General features: G+C 63.6%; 18 protein-coding genes. 15 read left to right on the forward strand and 3 right to left on the reverse strand.

Going from position 1 to position 18,722, the window contains the following annotated elements; all coding sequences use genetic code 11:
- Window positions 1-83: 83 nt before the first annotated feature.
- Window positions 84-2,333 (reverse strand): lytic transglycosylase domain-containing protein, encoded by a 2,250-nt coding sequence (locus JQ574_RS25415; protein ID WP_212208223.1) that lies wholly within the window; start codon window positions 2,331-2,333, stop codon window positions 84-86.
- Window positions 2,334-2,642: 309 nt separating this feature from the next.
- On the opposite strand from JQ574_RS25415, the gene dapA reads away from it, so the two are divergent.
- From dapA to JQ574_RS25435, 4 genes are all read left to right on the forward strand, one after another.
- Window positions 2,643-3,533 (forward strand): 4-hydroxy-tetrahydrodipicolinate synthase, encoded by an 891-nt coding sequence (gene dapA / locus JQ574_RS25420; protein WP_212208222.1) that lies wholly within the window; start codon window positions 2,643-2,645, stop codon window positions 3,531-3,533.
- Between the two features lie 42 nt (window positions 3,534-3,575).
- Complete coding sequence (mscL, locus tag JQ574_RS25425) at window positions 3,576-3,992, forward strand: large conductance mechanosensitive channel protein MscL (RefSeq protein ID WP_212383995.1); 417 nt, start codon at window positions 3,576-3,578, stop codon at window positions 3,990-3,992.
- 1 nt (window position 3,993) lies between these two features.
- A complete protein-coding gene (smpB, locus tag JQ574_RS25430; protein ID WP_027537130.1) occupies window positions 3,994-4,467 on the forward strand; it encodes an SsrA-binding protein SmpB in 474 nt (157 codons plus the stop codon).
- A 105-nt stretch (window positions 4,468-4,572) separates the two neighbouring features.
- Window positions 4,573-5,148, forward strand: coding sequence for a peroxiredoxin (locus JQ574_RS25435; RefSeq protein ID WP_212208220.1), 576 nt, complete (start codon window positions 4,573-4,575; stop codon window positions 5,146-5,148).
- On the opposite strand, the gene JQ574_RS25440 is transcribed toward JQ574_RS25435, so the two are convergent.
- Both JQ574_RS25440 and JQ574_RS25445 read right to left on the reverse strand, forming a co-directional pair.
- Window positions 5,145-5,801 (reverse strand): uracil-DNA glycosylase, encoded by a 657-nt coding sequence (locus JQ574_RS25440; RefSeq protein ID WP_212208219.1) that lies wholly within the window; start codon window positions 5,799-5,801, stop codon window positions 5,145-5,147. The two genes, JQ574_RS25435 and JQ574_RS25440, sit on opposite strands and share 4 nt — an antisense overlap.
- A gap of 113 nt (window positions 5,802-5,914) precedes the next feature.
- Window positions 5,915-6,544, reverse strand: coding sequence for an NYN domain-containing protein (locus tag JQ574_RS25445; protein WP_212208218.1), 630 nt, complete (start codon window positions 6,542-6,544; stop codon window positions 5,915-5,917).
- Window positions 6,545-6,895: 351 nt separating this feature from the next.
- Between JQ574_RS25445 and rpoZ the strand changes: the two genes are divergently transcribed.
- The 11 genes from rpoZ (at window position 6,896) to JQ574_RS25500 (ending at window position 18,716) form a co-directional block, all read left to right on the forward strand.
- On the forward strand, window positions 6,896-7,288 hold the full coding sequence (gene rpoZ / locus JQ574_RS25450) for a DNA-directed RNA polymerase subunit omega (RefSeq protein WP_074276225.1): 393 nt from the start codon (window positions 6,896-6,898) through the stop codon (window positions 7,286-7,288).
- A gap of 299 nt (window positions 7,289-7,587) precedes the next feature.
- Window positions 7,588-9,879, forward strand: coding sequence for a bifunctional (p)ppGpp synthetase/guanosine-3',5'-bis(diphosphate) 3'-pyrophosphohydrolase (locus JQ574_RS25455; RefSeq protein ID WP_212208217.1), 2,292 nt, complete (start codon window positions 7,588-7,590; stop codon window positions 9,877-9,879).
- Between the two features lie 30 nt (window positions 9,880-9,909).
- Window positions 9,910-10,677 carry a pyridoxine 5'-phosphate synthase gene (locus JQ574_RS25460; RefSeq protein WP_212208216.1) on the forward strand — a complete coding sequence of 256 codons (768 nt, stop codon included), beginning with the start codon at window positions 9,910-9,912 and terminating at the stop codon, window positions 10,675-10,677.
- Window positions 10,674-11,093, forward strand: a complete 420-nt coding sequence (gene acpS, locus JQ574_RS25465) for a holo-ACP synthase (RefSeq protein WP_212208215.1) — start codon at window positions 10,674-10,676, stop codon at window positions 11,091-11,093. Before JQ574_RS25460 ends, acpS begins: the two co-directional genes overlap by 4 nt.
- Window positions 11,094-11,410: 317 nt before the next feature.
- Entirely contained in the window at window positions 11,411-12,169 is a 759-nt protein-coding gene (lepB, locus tag JQ574_RS25470) for a signal peptidase I (protein WP_212038338.1), read from the forward strand.
- A complete protein-coding gene (rnc, locus tag JQ574_RS25475; protein WP_212208249.1) occupies window positions 12,166-12,993 on the forward strand; it encodes a ribonuclease III in 828 nt (275 codons plus the stop codon). Before lepB ends, rnc begins: the two co-directional genes overlap by 4 nt.
- A complete protein-coding gene (era, locus tag JQ574_RS25480) occupies window positions 12,983-13,897 on the forward strand; it encodes a GTPase Era (protein ID WP_212208214.1) in 915 nt (304 codons plus the stop codon). Before rnc ends, era begins: the two co-directional genes overlap by 11 nt.
- 32 nt (window positions 13,898-13,929) lie before the next feature.
- Window positions 13,930-14,310 (forward strand): hypothetical protein, encoded by a 381-nt coding sequence (locus tag JQ574_RS25485; protein ID WP_212208213.1) that lies wholly within the window; start codon window positions 13,930-13,932, stop codon window positions 14,308-14,310.
- A 125-nt stretch (window positions 14,311-14,435) separates the two neighbouring features.
- Complete coding sequence (recO, locus tag JQ574_RS25490) at window positions 14,436-15,188, forward strand: DNA repair protein RecO (protein ID WP_212208212.1); 753 nt, start codon at window positions 14,436-14,438, stop codon at window positions 15,186-15,188.
- Window positions 15,189-15,403: 215 nt separating this feature from the next.
- Window positions 15,404-17,659 carry a DNA topoisomerase IV subunit A gene (gene parC, locus JQ574_RS25495; protein ID WP_212208211.1) on the forward strand — a complete coding sequence of 752 codons (2,256 nt, stop codon included), beginning with the start codon at window positions 15,404-15,406 and terminating at the stop codon, window positions 17,657-17,659.
- Window positions 17,660-17,765: 106 nt separating this feature from the next.
- Window positions 17,766-18,716 (forward strand): cation diffusion facilitator family transporter, encoded by a 951-nt coding sequence (locus JQ574_RS25500; protein ID WP_212208210.1) that lies wholly within the window; start codon window positions 17,766-17,768, stop codon window positions 18,714-18,716.
- Window positions 18,717-18,722 lie beyond the last annotated feature (6 nt).

Consider the following 18,722-nt stretch of genomic DNA (forward strand, 5'->3'; position numbering starts at 1 on the left):
CGGGATCTCCAAGGTGCTGGTTTTCTACGGCACCTCGATCCAACCGCCCGGGAATCCTGGCCCACAAAACCCGTGCGACGGCGCTACTCGACGCTGGAGCCGCGCCGCAAATCGGCTTCAATCTGAAGCCTGGTCCCGCCGCCGAACCGCGCGCGGTAGACTTGGAGGTTCTCCATGATCCGCTGCACGTAGTTTCGCGTTTCGGAGAACGGGATCTGCTCGACCCAGTCGACCGCGTCGACCTTGGGGTCGCGCGGATCGCCATAGCGCTCGATCCATTTTTTGACGCTGCCGCGGCCGGCATTGTAGGCCGCGAAGGTCAGGATGTAGGAGCCGCGATAGTCCTCGAGCAAGCCGCCGAGTTCGGCGGCGCCCATCGCGGCGTTATAGACCGGATCGGTCTTCATCCGGTTGAGGTCGAAGCTGACGCCGGCCCGTTTGGCGACATAGCGCCCGGCATCCGGGGTCACCTGCATCAGTCCGTAGGCCTGCGCCGGGGAGACCACGGCCTGGTTGAAGGCGCTTTCCTGCCGGCAGATGGCGTAGACGATGCTCTGCTCGACCTCGGGCCCGATCGACTTGAACGGCGGGATGCCGTTGACGGGATAGGCGTAATGGTCGAACGGCAGGCCGCGATTGAGGGCGGCCTTGCCGAGCAGCAGCATGCCGCGGGCGTCGGTGTAGCGCGCGGTCAGCTCGCCAAGCCCGGCCAGCGCGTCGGGATCGCCATTCTCGCCCATGTCGCCGAAAATCGGGATGGCGAGCTCACGCTCCTGGAGTTCATAGAGCAATTGCACCGCGCGCACGATCTCGAGCCGCTCGGCGCCGCGCCCGCGGGGAACGCCGTTCAGGTCGATCTGCGGCAATCCAAGTTTGGCGCGCGCCAGCTGGCCATAATAGCTGGTCGATTGTTCGGCGGCCCTTGTGTAGGCGGCGCGGGCCTCCTGGGCGCGGCCGGCGGCCTCCGCCGCGCGGCCTTGCCAATAGCCGGCGCGGGCCAGCGCGGTCGGGTTCACGCTGCCGACGCCGATCCGCGCGAAATGCTGGGCGGCGACCGCAGGGTCCTTCAGGAAGCGCAGCGCAATCCAGCCGGCGGTGAATTCCTGCTCGGTCTTGTAGATGTCGCGCGAGGGCAGGGCGGCATCCCGCGCGATCAGATAGGCGTTGCGATGCTCGCCGACGTCCATCATCTTGCGCGCCAGCAGCCGCCGCTCGACCCACCATTCGTTGAGATTGTGCAAGCGGCCCGGATCCTTCGGCGCGCCCATCATCAACTGGGCTGCCTCGGCAAATTTCTCCTCGCGACGCAGCAGCTGGATCCTGGCAAAGGTGTAGCCGGGATCGCCGTGCAGTTCGCGCGGCACCGCGTCCAGCAAGGCCCGGAGGTTCGAGCCCTTCCTGGTGGCGGCGATGCGCGCCTTGGCCAAGGCCATGTGGCCCGCACCCAGCCGTTTCGCGGCGCGCAGGCCGCCGGCTTCCTGCTCGGTGCCATAGAGCAGAAAATCCATCCGTGCCTTGTGATCGCCGGCCGTCAGCAGGGCGCCGAACAGATCGAGCGCGGTGTTTTCGGTGTCCTCCGTCATGCCGTCGTGCCGCCAGGCATCGCGCACCAGACGTTCGGCATTGGCGCGATCGCCGCGCCCTATCATCACCCGCGCCAGCGCGAACTTGCCCTTGGCCGAGATCGGCGATTCGTTTTCGAACCACGACCAGACCGTGGCGTCGTCGCGGCGGTCGTCCCACAGCGCGGCCTCGATGCGTCGGCGCAGGAAGGTCTGCGAGGGCCAGCTCGGATTGGCTGAAATGAAAGCGCGGTAGCGCTCGACGGAAGCGCCATTGTCGTCGCTGCGCAGGATCAGCCATTCCGCAAGCTTGCGGGCGACCGGATCTGATATGGCAGCCTGTGCCTGCGTCGCATCGCCGGGCTTGCGCTTGCGAACCAGCTCGATGACATTCTCCAGCGCGTCCTTGTCGGACTGCGAGGTCGACGACGTCGCGGCGACCGCCGCAGGGGTCACGTGTTTGCGCGCCGCGGGCAGAGCGGCGTGCTGGCGCGTCGCAGGCGCGAGGATCGGTGCTGGACCTGGCGAAGCGGGAGCCGTCGTTTGCGCTGCTGAATGTTGCGTCGGGATCGCAGACGTCGGGTTTGCCGTTGTCGGGCTTGCAGGTGTGGTTTTCGGAACGACGTTGCGGGCGATCGGCCGCGGCTTCGGCAACGGAACTTTCGGCTTGGCCCAGGCCTCCACAGAAACTGCGGAAAGCCCAACCGACAGCGCCAGACCTGTCGCCAGTGCGGTCGATCGCAATGCGGCTGCGCGGGCGGATCGGGTCACGAATTTCCTCTGCGGCGGCGAATCACTCAATCGCTCAAGCCTTAGGTCTATTTGATTGAATATGCGTACAAAATGCTAAAACGTCGCGGCCGGGGGTGTTTGCGCCAACACCACGGCAAAATCGCGGCTACGGCATTTTCGAGCCGTCGGATTCGATCCGGGAACACTCGAGGCCTCGCGGCCGGAAAATGCGTCAAAAACAAAGGCCTGTGGTCATATCCTTCGGCCCTTTCGCCAGATCGCCAGACCCGATATGAATTGGCTGGTCATTTTTAGCGGTGCCGTCACGCGCGCGTTGGGAGGAAATCCATGGCAGCCAAGACAAAATTCCAGGGATCCTTCACCGCCTTGGTCACGCCCTTCAAGAACGGTTCGCTCGACGAGGCGGCTTTCCGCGGTCTCGTCAGCTGGCAAATCGAGCAGGGTTCGCACGGTCTCGTTCCCGTCGGCACGACAGGCGAAAGCCCGACGCTGAGCCATGCCGAGCATCACCGCGTGGTCGAGATCTGTATCGAGGAGGCAAAGGGGCGCGTGCCCGTCATCGCCGGCGCGGGCTCGAACTCCACGCGCGAGGCCGTCGATCTGGCTGTCCACGCCGAGAAGGCCGGCGCCGATGCCGTGCTGGTGGTCACGCCGTATTACAACAAGCCGACCCAGGAAGGCATGTATCAGCACTTCAAGGCGGTGAATGACGCGATCGGCATCCCGATCATCATCTACAACATCCCGCCGCGCTCCGTCGTCGATATGTCGGTCGAGACCATGACCCGGCTGTTCGAGTTGAAGAACATCGCCGGCGTCAAGGACGCCACCGCCAATCTCGCCCGGGTATCGCAACAGCGCCATGCGATGGGACCGGATTTTATCCAGCTGTCCGGTGAGGACATGACGGCGCTGGCCTACATGGCGGCGGGCGGACATGGTTGCATTTCGGTGGTCGCCAACGTGGCGCCGAAACTGTGCGCCGAGCTGATGACGGCCGTCCTGAAGGGCGACTACGCCACCGGACTGAAGCTTCAGGACCGGTTGGTGCCGCTGCATGATGCGGTCTTCAAGGAACCGGGTCTCGCGGGAGCCAAGCATGGCCTCAAGCTATTGGGACGGCTGGAAGAAGAAGTGCGTCTGCCGCTGATGAATGTGACGCCGGCAACCGGCAAGGTGATCCGCGACGCCATGGTCCATGCCGGCCTGATCAACTGAGGCTGGCCTCTCACTTCGCCCGATGCACGAAGGAAACCGACTATGCTGAAGGAATTCCGCGAATTTGCGATGAAGGGCAATGTCGTCGACCTCGCGGTCGGCGTCATCATCGGTGCGGCCTTCGGCGCCATCGTGACCTCGCTGGTCGGCGACATCATCATGCCGGTCATCGGTGCGATCACCGGCGGTCTCGACTTCTCCAATTACTTCACCGGACTGTCGAAGGCGGTGACGGCGACCAATCTGGCCGATGCCAAGAAGCAGGGCGCCGTGCTGGCCTGGGGCAGCTTCATGACGCTGACGCTGAATTTCATCATCATCGCGTTCGTGCTGTTCATGGTCATTCGCGCCATGAACACCCTGAAGCGCAAGGACGAGGCGGCGCCCGCGGCGCTGCCGAAGCCGACGCGCCAGAAAGAGCTGCTGACCGAGATCCGCGATCTCCTCAAGAAGAGCTAACGTGGCCGAGAAGAACGAGCGCCCGATCAAGGTCGTCGCCGAGAACCGCAAGGCCCGGTTCAACTATGCGATCGAGGACACCATCGAGACCGGCATCGCGCTGACCGGCACCGAGGTGAAATCAATTCGCAACGGCAAGACCACCATTGCGGAGTCCTATGCGGACACCAAGGACGGCGAGATCTGGCTGATCAACGCCAACATCCCCGAATATCTGCAGGCCAACCGCTTCAACCACGAGCCCAAGCGGCCGCGTAAACTGCTGCTGCACCGCAAACAAATCAACAAGCTGATGGGCGCGGTCGATCGCGACGGCATGACGCTGATTCCGCTAAAACTTTATTTCAACGAGCGCGGCCGCGCCAAGCTGCTGCTGGCGGTGGCCAAGGGCAAGAAGCTGCACGACAAGCGCGAGAGCGAGAAGAAACGCGACTGGGGCCGGGAGAAGGGCCGCCTGCTGCGCGCGCGGGGGTAGGGGGCGAATGGCGAACAGGGAATGGCGAATGGTAAATTCGGCAGCTATCCCTTCTATTCGGTATTCGCCATTCGCTACTCGCCACCTTGAGGGAGCGAGCATTCAATGAATCAAAAAAATCTGCTCGAAGTCGACTGGAGCAAGATCCCGGCGCCGTCGGACGATGGCGCAGCCGCCCACCTTGTCGGCTTGGCGATCCCGCCGATCAGCCTGATGGCGACCGACGACAATTCGGTCACGCTGTCGGTGCTGCCGGGCCGGGTCGTCGTATTCGCCTATCCCCGCACTGGCGAGCCCGGCAAGATCAGCCTGGTCGACGATTGGGACATGATCCCCGGGGCGCGCGGCTGCACGCCGCAGACCTGCTCGTTCCGCGATCTGTTCGCCGATCTGAAGGCCGCCGGCGCCAGGCACGTCTTCGGCCTGTCGACGCAAAGCAACATCTACCAGACCGAAATGGCGTCGCGGCTGCATTTGCCGTTCCCGGTGCTGTCGGATGAGAAGCTGGCGCTGACCCGCGCCCTCGAATTGCCGACCATGGAGGTGGCGGGGCTGACGCTGATCAAGCGGCTGGCGCTGATCATCGATGGCGGGCGCATCAGCCACGTGTTCTATCCGGTGTTTCCGCCGGACCGGAACGCCGGCGACGTGCTGGCGTGGCTGAAGGAAAACCGGGTCTAGCTCTTATCCAGATCCGCGCGCACTTTCGCAAACACATTGCGAAACATTTCCGGCGTCAGCACCCGCGTATTGGTATTGTAGCGGGAGCAGTGATAGCTGTCGTAAAGCTTGATCGGGCCGGCACTATGCACGGCGCCGTGCGCAAACGACGCCGCGGCGCTGCGCAGGCCAAGCGCTTTCAGCGTCGATTCATGGGCGATCCTGCCGAGCGCCACGATCGCGCGAAGTCTGGGCATGCCGGCGATGGTCGTGATCAGGAATTGCCGGCAGGTGTTGATCTCGACCGGCAGCGGCTTGTTCTGCGGCGGCACGCAGCGCACCGCGTTGCTGATCATGCAGTCGACCAGCCGCAATCCGTCGTCGGGTCGCGCCTGGTAACTGCCTTTGGCAAAGCCATATTCCAGCAAGGTGGCATAGAGCAGGTCGCCCGCGTAGTCGCCGGTGAAGGGGCGTCCGGTGCGATTGGCGCCCTGCATGCCCGGGGCGAGGCCTACGATCAGCAACCGGGCTCTTGGATCGCCGAACGAATCCACCGGCGCATTGTGCCAGCCCGGCTCACGGGCACGAGCCTGGTCACGAAACTCGGCGAGACGCGGGCAAAGCGGGCAGTTGCGGTCCGGTCCAATAGCGGAAAAGGCGGCGGCGCTAGCCATTCATGACCATGGCGTTTTCAATGTGGGCACCGGTTCGCGTCAGGACGTCGCGACAAAAACAAAAGCCCGGTTCTGATTCCAGAACCGGGCTCTAGCAGTGCAGCGGACTATTCTCAATCTTCGAAATCGTCGTCGCCGGCCCGCGGCGCCATGGTGGTCGCGCGCTGCAGGAATTGCGGAGCGTGATGACGCGGCTCGCGCGGAGCGGGGCGCTCGGAGGGATCGCGGCCGAGCTTCGATTGCAGCTCGACCAGATCGGTGAAGACGTCGGCCTGGCGGCGCAACTCGTCGGCGATCATCGGCGGCTGGCTCGAAATCGTCGACACCACCGTGACGCGAACGCCGCGCCGCTGCACCGCTTCAACCAGGGAGCGAAAATCGCCATCGCCCGAGAACAGCACAATCTGATCGACGTGCTCGGCGAGCTCCATGGCATCGACCGCGAGCTCGATGTCCATATTGCCCTTCACCTTGCGGCGGCCGCTGGCGTCTATGAATTCCTTGGTCGCCTTGGTGACGACAGTGTAGCCGTTATAGTCGAGCCAGTCGATCAAAGGACGGATCGATGAATATTCCTGATCCTCGATAATCGCCGTGTAGTAGAACGCCCGCAACAGCGTACCGCGACTCTGGAATTCCTTGAGAAGGCGCTTGTAGTCGATGTCGAAGCCGAGTGTCTTTGCGGTTGCATAGAGATTGGCGCCATCGATGAAGAGCGCGATCTTGTTGGAAGCGGGTGACATCAAAGGGTTCTCGCGTTGTTGTTAACGTTTTTAGCGCAGCGGGAATCGACCGCGCGCACTTTCCAGGTCAGCTGTCTAAAGTTCGGTGAATCTTTCCCCACGACAATCACCACTGCAATTATGGTGAGGCGAGGGCGAAATACCTAGTCTTTTGACGTTGTAAGGAGAGAATACTTGTCCCGAACGGTGTCCCGCCGTCTTCGGACGCTCCGGCCTTCTGGCCCCGGGAACTGGGTTACCAGAGCCCATTAAGAAGGCAAATCACAAATTTAGTCTTGCGAAACGCCATCCGCCCCTATAACTAGCCCCTATAACCGACATATTGGGCCCCATTTAACGGAGCGACAGTCTATGGCGCGCGTCACCGTGGAAGATTGCATTGATAAGGTCGACAACCGGTTCGACCTGGTCCTGCTGGCAGCACATCGCGCCCGTATGATCTCGTCCGGATCACAACTCACAGTTGACCGCGACAACGACAAGAATCCGGTCGTTTCGCTGCGGGAAATCGCCGACTCCTCGATCTCCCCGGAAGACCTGCGCGAGGAACTGGTTCATTCCCTGCAGAAATTCGTCGAAGTCGATGAGCCTGAGCCCGATACCGTGCCCTTGATCGGCTCGGCCGGCGCCAGCGTCGATGCCGACGACACCGAGGTCGCGGTCGAGCGCATGACCGAGGAAGAGCTCCTGAAGGGCCTTGAGGGCCTGGCGCCGCCGGAAGAGCAGCCCGAAGAGGACGAATAGACCCGGCAACGGGACGTCCCGAACACCCTGATCTGACAGAGGCCCGGACATTTGTCCGGGCCTTTGCTTTTGTTGACATTTTTTCAGGTACGATGCGTGCTTGGCGGATGGGTGCGAGATCGCCTGAACCGGGTTGGCCGCAGCTTGACCCGGGTTCGGCATCACAATCGTTCCAAGCCATGCGAAATTGATCGCTTGCGGACCCCCAACGGGGTGCAGCTTCGCTCGAAATCGCATTAGTGTTCTTGAGGCATTCTTGCAGCGGGCCGAGCTCGGCGCGCGGATGAGGCAGTGATTCGATGGCGTTCTGGCGCCGCATATCCCGGCAAATGCAGGCTGCGACCGATTCGGTCGCGGTGGCGCCGGCCTTGCCCGCGGTGGAGCGGCCCAAATCCCCCCGCTCGCGCATGATGCGGCAATACGATCTGGTCGAGCGCGTCCGCTCGTACAATCCGGACACCGACGAAGACCTGCTCAATCGCGCCTATGTCTACGCCATGAAGGCGCACGGCACCCAGACCCGCGCATCGGGCGATCCTTATTTCTCGCATCCGCTCGAGGTCGCGGCGATCCTCACCGGCCTCAAGCTCGATGATGCCACCATCGTCGCGGCGCTGCTGCACGACACCATCGAGGACACCGAGGCGACGCGCGCCGAGATCGACAACGTGTTCGGCCACGAGATCGGCGCGCTGGTGGAGGGCCTCACCAAACTGAAGCGGCTGGAGCTGGTTTCGCGCGAGGCCAAGCAGGCCGAGAACCTGCGCAAGCTGCTGCTGGCGATCGCCGACGACGTCCGCGTGCTGCTGATCAAGCTCGCCGACCGCCTGCACAACATGCGGACCCTGGAATTCGTGCCGCACGCCTCGCGCCGCAGGATCGCCGAGGAGACGCTCGACATCTATGCGCCGCTCGCCGGCCGCATGGGCATGCAGGAGATGCGCGAAGAGCTCGAGGACCTGTCGTTCCACACGCTCGATCCCGAAGCCTATGCGGTGGTGATGCAGCGGCTCGACGCACTGGCCGAGCGTAACCGCAATCTGATCGGCGAAATCGAAAGCCAGCTGTCGAAGAATTTGCAGAAGAACGGCATCACCGCGCGGGTCTATGGCCGCCGCAAGCAGCCGTTTTCGATCTGGACCAAGATGGAGCGCAAGTCCGTCGGCTTCGAACAATTGTCCGACATCTACGGTTTCCGCGTCGTGATGGCCGACGTCGAATCCTGCTATCGCGCGCTCGGCGTCGTCCACACCACCTGGCCGGTGGTGCCGGGGCGCTTCAAGGACTACATCTCGACGCCGAAACAGAACGACTATCGTTCGCTCCACACCACCGTGATCGGTCCCGGCCAGCAGCGCGTCGAACTGCAGATCCGCACCGAGGAGATGAACCAGATCGCCGAATTCGGCATCGCGGCGCATGCGTTCTACAAGGAGGGGGAGGGCTCGCCGACCGAGCGGCTCAAGCACGAGTCCAACGCCTTTGCCTGGCTACGCCACACCGTCGGCATTCTGTCCGAAAGCGCCAATCCCGAAGAGTTCCTGGAACACACCAAGCTCGAACTGTTCCACGACCAGGTGTTCTGTTTCACCCCGAAGGGCAAGCTGATCGCGCTGCCGCGCCAGGCCAACGTGATCGACTTCGCCTATGCCGTGCATACCGACGTCGGCAACAGCGCGGTCGGCTGCAAGATCAACGGCAAATTCGCGCCATTGTCGTCGGAATTGCAGAACGGCGACGAGGTCGAGGTGTTGACCTCGAAGGCACAGGCGGCGCCGCCATCGGCCTGGGAGTCGCTTGCGGTCACCGGCAAGGCGCGGGCGGCGATCCGCCGCGCCACCCGGACCGCCGTGCGCGATCAATATGCCGGACTTGGCCGCCGTATCGTCGACCGCCTGTTTGCCCGCGCCAAGATCGAATACGCCGATGACAAGCTGAAGGGCGCGCTGCCCCGGCTGGCGCGCGCCTCGATCGAAGACGTGATGGCCTCCGTCGGGCGCGGCGAACTGAAGGCGTCCGACGTCGCGCGGGCGATGTATCCGGACTACAAGGAAGAGCGGATGGTGCGTTACGGGGCCAAGCGAAGCCTCGCGGACAAGCTGAAGCTGAAATCGCCGCCACATCCGGCACGCAGCGCGTCGGTGATCCCGGTGCGCGGCCTCAATTCCGACCTGCCGGTCAAGTTCGCCCCGAACGGCGGCGCGGTGCCGGGCGACCGCATTGTCGGCATCGTTTCACCGGGTGAGGGGATCACGATCTATCCGATCCAGTCGCCGGCGCTGAAGGATTTCGAGGAAGAGCCGGAGCGCTGGCTCGACGTGCGCTGGGACGTCGACGAGACCATGCCGCAACGTTTTCCGGCGCGGATTCTCGTGCACAACGTCAACGAGCCCGGCAGCCTTGCCCAGGTCGCCACCGTGATCGCCGAGCATGACGGCAATATCGACAATATCAGCATGTCGCGCCGCTCCCCCGATTTCACCGAGCTGACCATCGATCTCGAGGTCTATGACCTGAAGCATCTCAGCGCTATTATCGCCCAGTTGCGCGCCAAGGCCGTCGTCGCACGGGTCGAGCGTGTTAATGGGTAACGTCACCCGCCAGGATTCCAAGAGAGTGAAATGCCGAAAGCTCTTCCGCTGCGCCTCGGGGTCAATGTCGATCACGTCGCTACCTTGCGCAATGCACGGGGCGGCGCGCGGCCGGATCCGGTGCGCGCCGCGCTGACCGCGATCGAGGCGGGCGCCGACGGCATCACCGCGCATCTGCGCGAAGACCGCCGCCATATCCGCGACACCGACATGACGCGCCTCAAGGCCGAAATCTCAAAACCGCTGAATTTCGAGATGGCGGCGACCGAGGACATGCTGCGGATTTCACTGGCGACCAGGCCGCACGCGGTCTGCCTGGTTCCCGAGCGCCGCGAAGAGCTCACCACCGAAGGCGGGCTTGACGTGGTCGGCCAGCACAATGCGCTGGCGCCGTTCATCGCGCGCCTGAACGATGCCGGCATCCGGGTGTCGCTGTTCATCGCCGCCGATCCGGCTCAGATCGAGATGGCCGCGCGCCTCCGGGCGCCGGTGATCGAAATCCATACCGGCGGCTGGTGCGACGCCGTGGTGGATGGCCATGCCGCCAAGGCCGAGGCGGAATGGCAGCGCATCGTCGCGGGCGCGCGGCTGGCGCGCGCCGCGGGGCTTGAGGTTCATGCCGGCCACGGCCTCGACTATGACACGGCCGAGACCATCGCCGCGCTGCCCGAGATCGCCGAACTGAACATCGGCTACTTCATGATGGGGGAGGCGCTGTTCGTCGGCCTCGGCGAAACCGTCCGCAGCATGCGCGCGGCGATGGACCGCGGGCGGCAGCGCAGCGTGGCTTCGACATGATCATCGGCATCGGCTCCGACCTGATCGATATCACGCGGGTTGCCAAGGTGATCGAACGCCATGGCGAGCGCTTCCTCGAGCGCATCTTCACCGATGCCGAGCGCGCCAAGGCCGCGCGCCGCGCCAACAACGAGAAGATGGTGATCGCGACCTATGCCAAGAGATTCGCGGCCAAGGAGGCCTGTTCCAAGGCCCTCGGCACCGGCATCCGTCAGGGCGTCTGGTGGCGGGATATGGGGGTGGTGAACCTGCCGGGCGGCCGTCCCACCATGAAGCTGACCGGCGGGGCGCTGGCCCGGCTCGAGAAACTGACGCCGGAAGGGTTCGAGGCCCGGATCGACCTTTCCATCACCGACGACTGGCCGCTGGCGCAGGCCTTCGTCATAATTTCGGCGGTCGTTCCGGGCAAATCATAGGGCAGGCGGCTGTTCGCGCCGGGGGACCGACGTAAAACTAAAAAACATTGATTTATCAATGTATTACGAAGTTTTACCGAGGCGCTTGATTGCACGGCCGCGAACAACCGTCTAAAACGCCGCAGCGACACTACCGAGCCAGGGCGAATTCGGGTTTTGCGCCGGAATTTGCCTTCAACATCAGTATCGAAGACCATTTTCTTGACGCGAACGGAACTGTTCGATTCGCGTGAGGAAAACGTTCTGCCACCGTGCAGGCCAAGCCTCTGTTTAGTACTTGCCTTGCTTGAAGCAGCCTTGCGGGAATTGGGAAAGCGATGAGCGTGACATCCGGGACAAAAACTGAAAGCGGCTTGGGCGAAACCATCCGTGTCGTCATCCACGCCCTCCTGATCGCGCTCGTGATCCGAACCTTCCTGTTCCAGCCGTTCAACATTCCCTCGGGATCGATGAAGGCGACGCTGCTGGTCGGCGACTATTTGTTCGTCTCGAAATATTCGTACGGCTATAGCCACTACTCGATCCCGCTGTCGCCGCCATTGTTCTCGGGCCGCATTTTCGGCTCGGAGCCGTCGCGCGGCGATATCGTCGTGTTCCGCCTGCCGAAGGACGATTCCACCGATTACATCAAGCGCGTGATCGGCCTGCCGGGCGACCGCATCCAGATGCGCGAAGGACTGCTCTACATCAACGACGCCCCGATCAAGCGCGAGCGCCTGAGCGATTTCATCGGTGAGGACCCGTGCGGCTCCGACGCCACCGCGCGCGTCAAGCGCTGGAAGGAAACCCTGCCGAACGGCGTCTCCTATGAGTCGCTCGATTGCGTCGACAACGGCTTCTACGACAACACCACCATCTATACCGTGCCGGCCGGCCATTTCTTCATGATGGGCGACAACCGGGACAATTCGACCGACAGCCGCGTGCTGTCGGCGGTAGGCTATGTGCCGTTCGAAAACATCGTCGGCCGGGCGCAAATGATCTTCTTCTCCATTGCCGAGGGCGAACATGCTTGGATGTTCTGGCGCTGGCCGACCGCGGTGCGCTGGAATCGCATTTTTTCAATCGTGCGATGAACGACGAAACGCCCGTCATCAGGGATACCCCGACACCGGGCGAGAGCCCGCAGCCTGATGCCGGTGGCGAACCTGCGGCCAAGAAGAAGCGCGGCAGAGGCTCGGCCAAGGAATCGGCGAAGGCCGCGGCTGCCGCGCTCGAAGCGCGTATCGGCCACAAGTTCGGCGATCCCAACCTCCTGACATCAGCGTTCACGCATGTGTCCGCGCTAAAACCCGCGCGCAATCGCACCGAAAGCTATCAGCGCCTCGAATTTCTCGGCGATCATGTGCTGGGACTGATTGTCTCCGACATGCTGTATCGCGCCTTTCCGAACGCCGACGAGGGCGAGCTGTCAAAACGCCTCGCCGATCTCGTGCGCAAGGAAAGCTGCGCCGACGTCGCCAAATCGCTCGGGCTGGTCGACGACATCAAGCTCGGCCAGGTCGGCGCCAGCGCCAGCGCCCGTTTGCGCAAATCCGTGCTCGGCGACATCTGCGAAGCCGTGATCGGGGCGATCTTTCTCGACGGCGGCTACGGTGCCGCCGCCCAATTCGTCGAACGCAACTGGACCGAGCGGATGCGCAAGCCGCGCCGGCCGCTGCGCGATCCCAAGACGGTATTGCAGGAATGGGCGCAGAGCAAAGGAATGCCGACGCCGGTCTATCGCGAGGTCGAGCGCACCGGGCCGCATCACGATCCGCAGTTCCGCGTGTCCGTGGAACTGCCGGGACTGGCGCTGGCCGAAGGCGTCGGCGGCAGCAAGCGCGCGGCCGAGAAGGTTGCGGCCTCGGTGATGATCGAGCGCGAGGGCGTCGGCGGCGGTGGTGGCAATGACAGCTGAATCTCCTGCCCAGACCGCTTGCGGCTTCGTCGCGCTGATCGGCGCGCCCAATGTCGGCAAGTCGACCCTGGTCAACGCGTTGGTCGGCTCCAAGGTCACGATCGTGTCCCGCAAGGTGCAGACCACGCGGGCGCTGATCCGCGGTATCGTGATCGAGAACAACGCGCAGATTATCCTGGTCGATACGCCCGGCATCTTCGCGCCGAAACGGCGGCTCGACCGCGCCATGGTATCGACCGCCTGGAGCGGGGCGCATGACGCCGATCTGGTCTGCGTGTTGCTCGATGCCAAAGCCGGCATCGACGAGGAGGCGGACGCGATCCTGAGCAGGCTTGCGAGCGTGCAGCATCCGAAAATCCTGGTGCTCAACAAGATCGATTTGATCCCGCGCGAGAAATTGCTGGCGCTGGCGCAGGCCGCCAATGACCGCATGAAATTCGAACACACCTTCATGATCTCGGCGCTGTCGGGCGACGGCGTCGACGATCTGCGCGCCGAACTCGCCAGAATGGTGCCGGCTGGCCCGTTTCACTATCCCGAAGACCAGATGTCGGATGCGCCGATGCGGCATCTGGCGGCCGAGATCACGCGGGAGAAGATCTACCGCCAGCTGCACCAGGAGCTGCCGTATCAGTCCACCGTCGAGACCGACAGCTGGACCGAACGCAAGGACAAATCGGTCCGCATCGAGCAGACCATCTTTGTCGAGCGGGAGAGCCAGCGCAAGATCGTCCTCGGCAAGGGCGGCGCCACCATCAAGTCGATCGGCGCGGATTCGCGGAAAGAGATCGCCGAGATACTGGGCCAGCCCGTGCATCTGTTCCTGTTCGTCAAGGTGCGCGAGAACTGGGGCGACGACCCGGAGCGCTACCGCGAAATGGGAATTGATTTCCCCAAAGAATAATCAAGAAACATCAGCGATGATCGGCGTCTTCGATGACCCTGCCCAGGAACGTAGTTTGGTTTGAAGTGCTGCTGTATATGTCGCTGACGCTGGATGCGGTGTCGGTCGCTTTCCAGGACCGCACGCCGAAAGGCGACATGACCGAACAGATGATCATGGTCGCGACCCTGATGGCGGCCGGCCTGATCCTGCTGCTGGTCAATTTCGTCCGGCTCGCGGCGCGGGAGCGCAAGAACTGGCCGCGCTGGGTGCTGGCCGCGGCGCTGGTGCTGTCGGTGATCTCGCTGGCGCAGGTGATCGGTGCGAACGGCCTGCAACTCGACAGCGCCATCGAGGTGGTGTCCTGCGCGCTGACGACGGCGGGGTTGTATTTTTCCTTCACCGGCGATGCCGTCGGCTGGTTCAACGCGTAACCGCGACACTGCGTAGGGTGGGCAAAGGCGCACTTGCGCCGTGCCCACCAATCTCGCGCGCACGGCTTTGTTGATCGTGGTGGGCACGCTACGCTTTGCCCACCCTACGTGATAAACTCCCACCCATGGAATGGACCGACGAAGGCATCGTGCTGGGGGTGCGGCGGCATGGCGAATCTTCCGCCATTGTCGAGCTCTTGACGCGCAGCCATGGCCGGCACCTTGGCCTGGTGCGCGGCGGCGCGGGGAAAAGGATGCGGCCGTTGCTGCAGCCCGGCAACAGCGTCACCACGGTGTGGCGGGCGCGGCTCGACGAGCATCTCGGATATTACGCCATCGAGGGCACGCGGCTGCGCGCGGCGACCTTGCTGGCGTCGGCGCACGCCACCTATGGCGTCACCCATCTGGCCTCGCTGGTGCGGCTGTTGCCGGAGCGCGACCCGCACGAGGACATCTACGAGATGTTCGAGCGCACGCTGGACGATTTCGACGATGTCGGCGGCGCCGCGGCGCATCTGATCCGGTTTGAGCTGGCGATGCTGGCCGAACTCGGCTTCGGCCTCGACCTGGAAAACTGCGCCGCGACCGGCGAGACCACGGAATTGATCTACGTGTCGCCGAAATCCGGCGGCGCGGTGTCACGGCGCGCCGGCGAGCCCTACCGCGACCGGCTGCTGCCGCTGCCGGCTTTCTTGCGAGAGGGCGAGGGCGGGACGAATGGCTGGTCGGACCAGGACCTGCAGGACGGCTTTCGGCTCACCGGCATGTTCCTGCTCCGCCACGTGCTGGAGCCGCGCGGGCAGGGCCATTCCGACGCCCGCGATGGATTCATCAACGCGGTGACCAAATACCGGGCGCGAATCAGTTCCACGGTCTGAAGGCAGGGCCCGTCGTCCCGGCCTTGAGCCGGGACCCATACGCCGCGGCTTATCGATAAGAGCCGTGGCTCCAGTCGATTTCCTTCAAAAACACCTGTGGTTATGGGTCCCCCGATGCGCAATTGCGCATCTGAGCCTTCGCCGGGACGACGCCAAGATGGTGTAGCCCCGATTCGCGGCTTGCCCGAGTCAGCCCAAAAGTTTAACCCGTCCCCATGGGAAAACGAACGTTACCGCCGGAAGAGCCGGCCGAAATCCATGAAGTCATGCTGCGGGATGCGCTGGAAGAGCGCTATCTCACCTATGCGCTTTCGACCATCATGCATCGCGCGCTGCCGGACGGCCGCGACGGTCTGAAGCCGGTGCATCGGCGCATCCTTTACGGCATGCGGCTGCTGCGGCTCGACCCCGGCACGGCGTTCAAGAAATCCGCCAAGATCGTCGGCGACGTGATGGGCTCGTTCCATCCGCATGGCGACCAGGCGATCTATGACGCCATGGTGCGGCTGGCGCAGGATTTCTCCTCGCGCTACCCGCTGGTCGACGGCCAGGGCAATTTCGGCAATATCGACGGCGATAATCCGGCAGCCTATCGTTACACCGAAGCGCGCATGACCGCGGTGGCGCAGCTGCTGCTGGAGGGCATTGACGAGGACGGCGTCGAGTTCCGTCCCAATTACGACGGCCAGACCAAAGAGCCGGTGGTGATGCCGGGCGGCTTCCCGAACCTGCTCGCCAACGGCTCTCAGGGCATCGCGGTCGGCATGGCCACCTCGATTCCGCCGCACAACGCCGCCGAGCTGTGCGACGCGGCGCTGCATCTGATCGACAAGCCGGATGCCAAATCGAAGTCGCTGCTGAAATGGGTCAAGGGGCCGGATTTCCCGACCGGCGGCATCGTCGTCGATTCCAAGGAAGCGATCGCCGAAGCCTATATGACCGGGCGCGGCTCGTTCCGCACCCGCGCGCGATGGACCCAGGAAGAGGGCGCGCGCGGCACCTGGGTCGTTGTGATCACCGAGATCCCGTGGCTGGTGCAGAAATCCCGCCTGGTGGAGAAGATCGCCGAACTGCTCAACGAGAAGAAGCTGCCGCTGGTCGGCGACGTCAGGGACGAGTCCGCCGAAGACGTCCGGCTCGTGATCGAGCCGAAATCTCGCGCCGTTGATCCCGCGCTGATGATGGAATCGCTGTTCCGGCTGACCGAGCTCGAAAGCAAGATTTCGCTGAACCTCAACGTGCTGATCAAGGGCAAGATCCCGAAAGTGGTTGGCCTTGCGGAATGCCTGCGCGAATGGCTCGACCATCTGCGCGACGTGCTGCTGCGCCGTTCGAATTACCGCAAGACCCAGATTGAGAACCGGCTGGAAGTGCTCGGCGGCTACCTGATCGCCTATCTGAACATCGACAAGGTGATCAAGATCATCCGCACCGAGGATGAACCGAAGCCGGAGTTGATGAAGGCCTTCAAGCTGACCGAGGTCCAGGCCGACGCCATCCTCGACATGCGGCTGCGCCGTTTGCGCAAGCTCGAGGAATTCGAGATCCGCACCGAGGACAAGAACCTTCGGGCCGAATTGAAGGGCATCAAGTCGCTGCTCGGCTCCGAGGTCGAGCAATGGTCCAAGGTCGGCGACCAGGTGCGCAAGGTCCGCGACATGTTTGGTCCGAAGACCCCGCTTGGCAAGCGCCGCACCACCTTCGCGGATGCGCCCGAACACGATCTCGCCGCGATCGAGGAGGCCTTTGTCGAGCGCGAGCCGTGCACGGTGGTGATCTCCGAAAAGGGCTGGGTGCGCACGCTCAAGGGCCATGTCGAGGATATTTCCGGGCTCGCCTTCAAGACCGACGACAAGCTCGACCACGCATTCTTTGCCGAGACCACCTCGAAGCTCTTGGTGTTCGCGACCAACGGAAAATTCTATTCGCTCGACGTCGCCAAGCTGCCGGGCGGCCGCGGCCATGGCGAGGCGATCCGCATGTTCATCGACATGGAGCCGGAAACCGCGATCGTGTCGCTGTTCGTCAACAAGGGCGGCCGCAAATTCCTGATCGCAAGCCTCGAAGGGCAGGGCTTTATCGTCAACGAGGACGATTGCGTCGGCAATACCCGCAAGGGCAAGCAGGTGCTCAACGTCGAAATGCCGAACGAGGCCTGCGCGATCACGACCGTGGCCGGCGACACCGTCGCCGTGATCGGCACCAACCACAAGATGGTGCTGTTCCCGCTCGACCAGGTGCCGGAGATGGCGCGCGGCCGCGGCGTACGGCTGCAGAAATACACCAGCGCCAAACTCTCCGACGTCGCGGTATTCGAGTCCAAGGCGGGGCTGAACTGGAAAGATTCCGCCGGCCGCGACCAAAGCATGAGCTGGAAAGAACTGGCCGATTGGCGCGGCAACCGCGCCGACGCTGGCCGCCTTGCGCACGGCCTGCCGAAGTCGAACAAGTTCCTGCGGGGCGTGGAGTAGGTTTCTGCGGCGTCGTCCCGGCCTAGTGCGCAATTGCGCACTAGGCCGGGACGACGATCAATTGCTGTGATAGTATTCGGATTTCCGTGCGCTATATATCCGCGCCATGGCGCAGGCTCACCACCACCACCACCACCACCACCACGACGACTCCCACGCACATGACCACGCCGGGCACAGCCATGCGCCCGACAGTTTCGGATGGGCATTTGCCATCGGCGCATCGCTCAATGCGGCGTTTGTCGCCGCCGAGCTGATCTTCGGCTATGCCGCCAATTCGCTGGCGCTGATTTCGGACGCCGTTCACAATCTATCCGACGTGATCGCGCTGCTGCTGGCCTGGGGCGGGGCGTGGCTCGCGCAGAAGCAACCGACCCAGCGGCATACCTATGGCTACCGGCGGGCCTCGATCCTCGCGGCGCTGTTCAATGCCGGCCTTCTGCTGGTCGCGGTCGGCGGCATCATCGTCGAGGCGATCAATCGCCTCTCGGCCCCCGCGCCGGTGGCCGGCTGGACCGTCGTGGCGGTCGCGGCACTCGGCATCGCCATCAATGGCGGCACGGCTTTGTTGTTCATCCGCGGCCGCCATGGCGACCTCAATGTTCGCGGCGCCTATCTGCACATGGCCGCCGATGCTGGCGTGTCATTTGGCGTGGTGATCGCGGCCCTGGTGATCATGTTCACGGGATGGCTGTGGGTCGATCCCGCGATCAGCCTCGTCATCGCCGCCGTGGTGCTCGTGAGCGGGTGGGGCCTGGCGCGCGACAGCGTCAATCTCGCCCTCGACGGCGTGCCGCGCGGCATCGAGCTGGCAAAGGTCAGGGACTATCTCGGTACCCTCGATGGCGTCTCGGAAGTGCATGACCTCCACGTCTGGGCCATGAGCACCAACGAGACCGCGCTGACGGCGCATCTGGTGCGGCCTGACGGCAGCGACGACGCCTTCCTGCATCGGGTTAGCGAAGAGCTGTTGCACCGGTTCAACATTCACCACGCCACGCTGCAGATCGAGTCCAGCGGCGCGGTCTGCAAGCTGGCGCCGGCGGAGAAAGTGTAGGCGGCA

The sequence above is a fragment of the Bradyrhizobium sp. AUGA SZCCT0158 genome, from assembly GCF_018130065.1.
GTDB lineage: Bacteria > Pseudomonadota > Alphaproteobacteria > Rhizobiales > Xanthobacteraceae > Bradyrhizobium.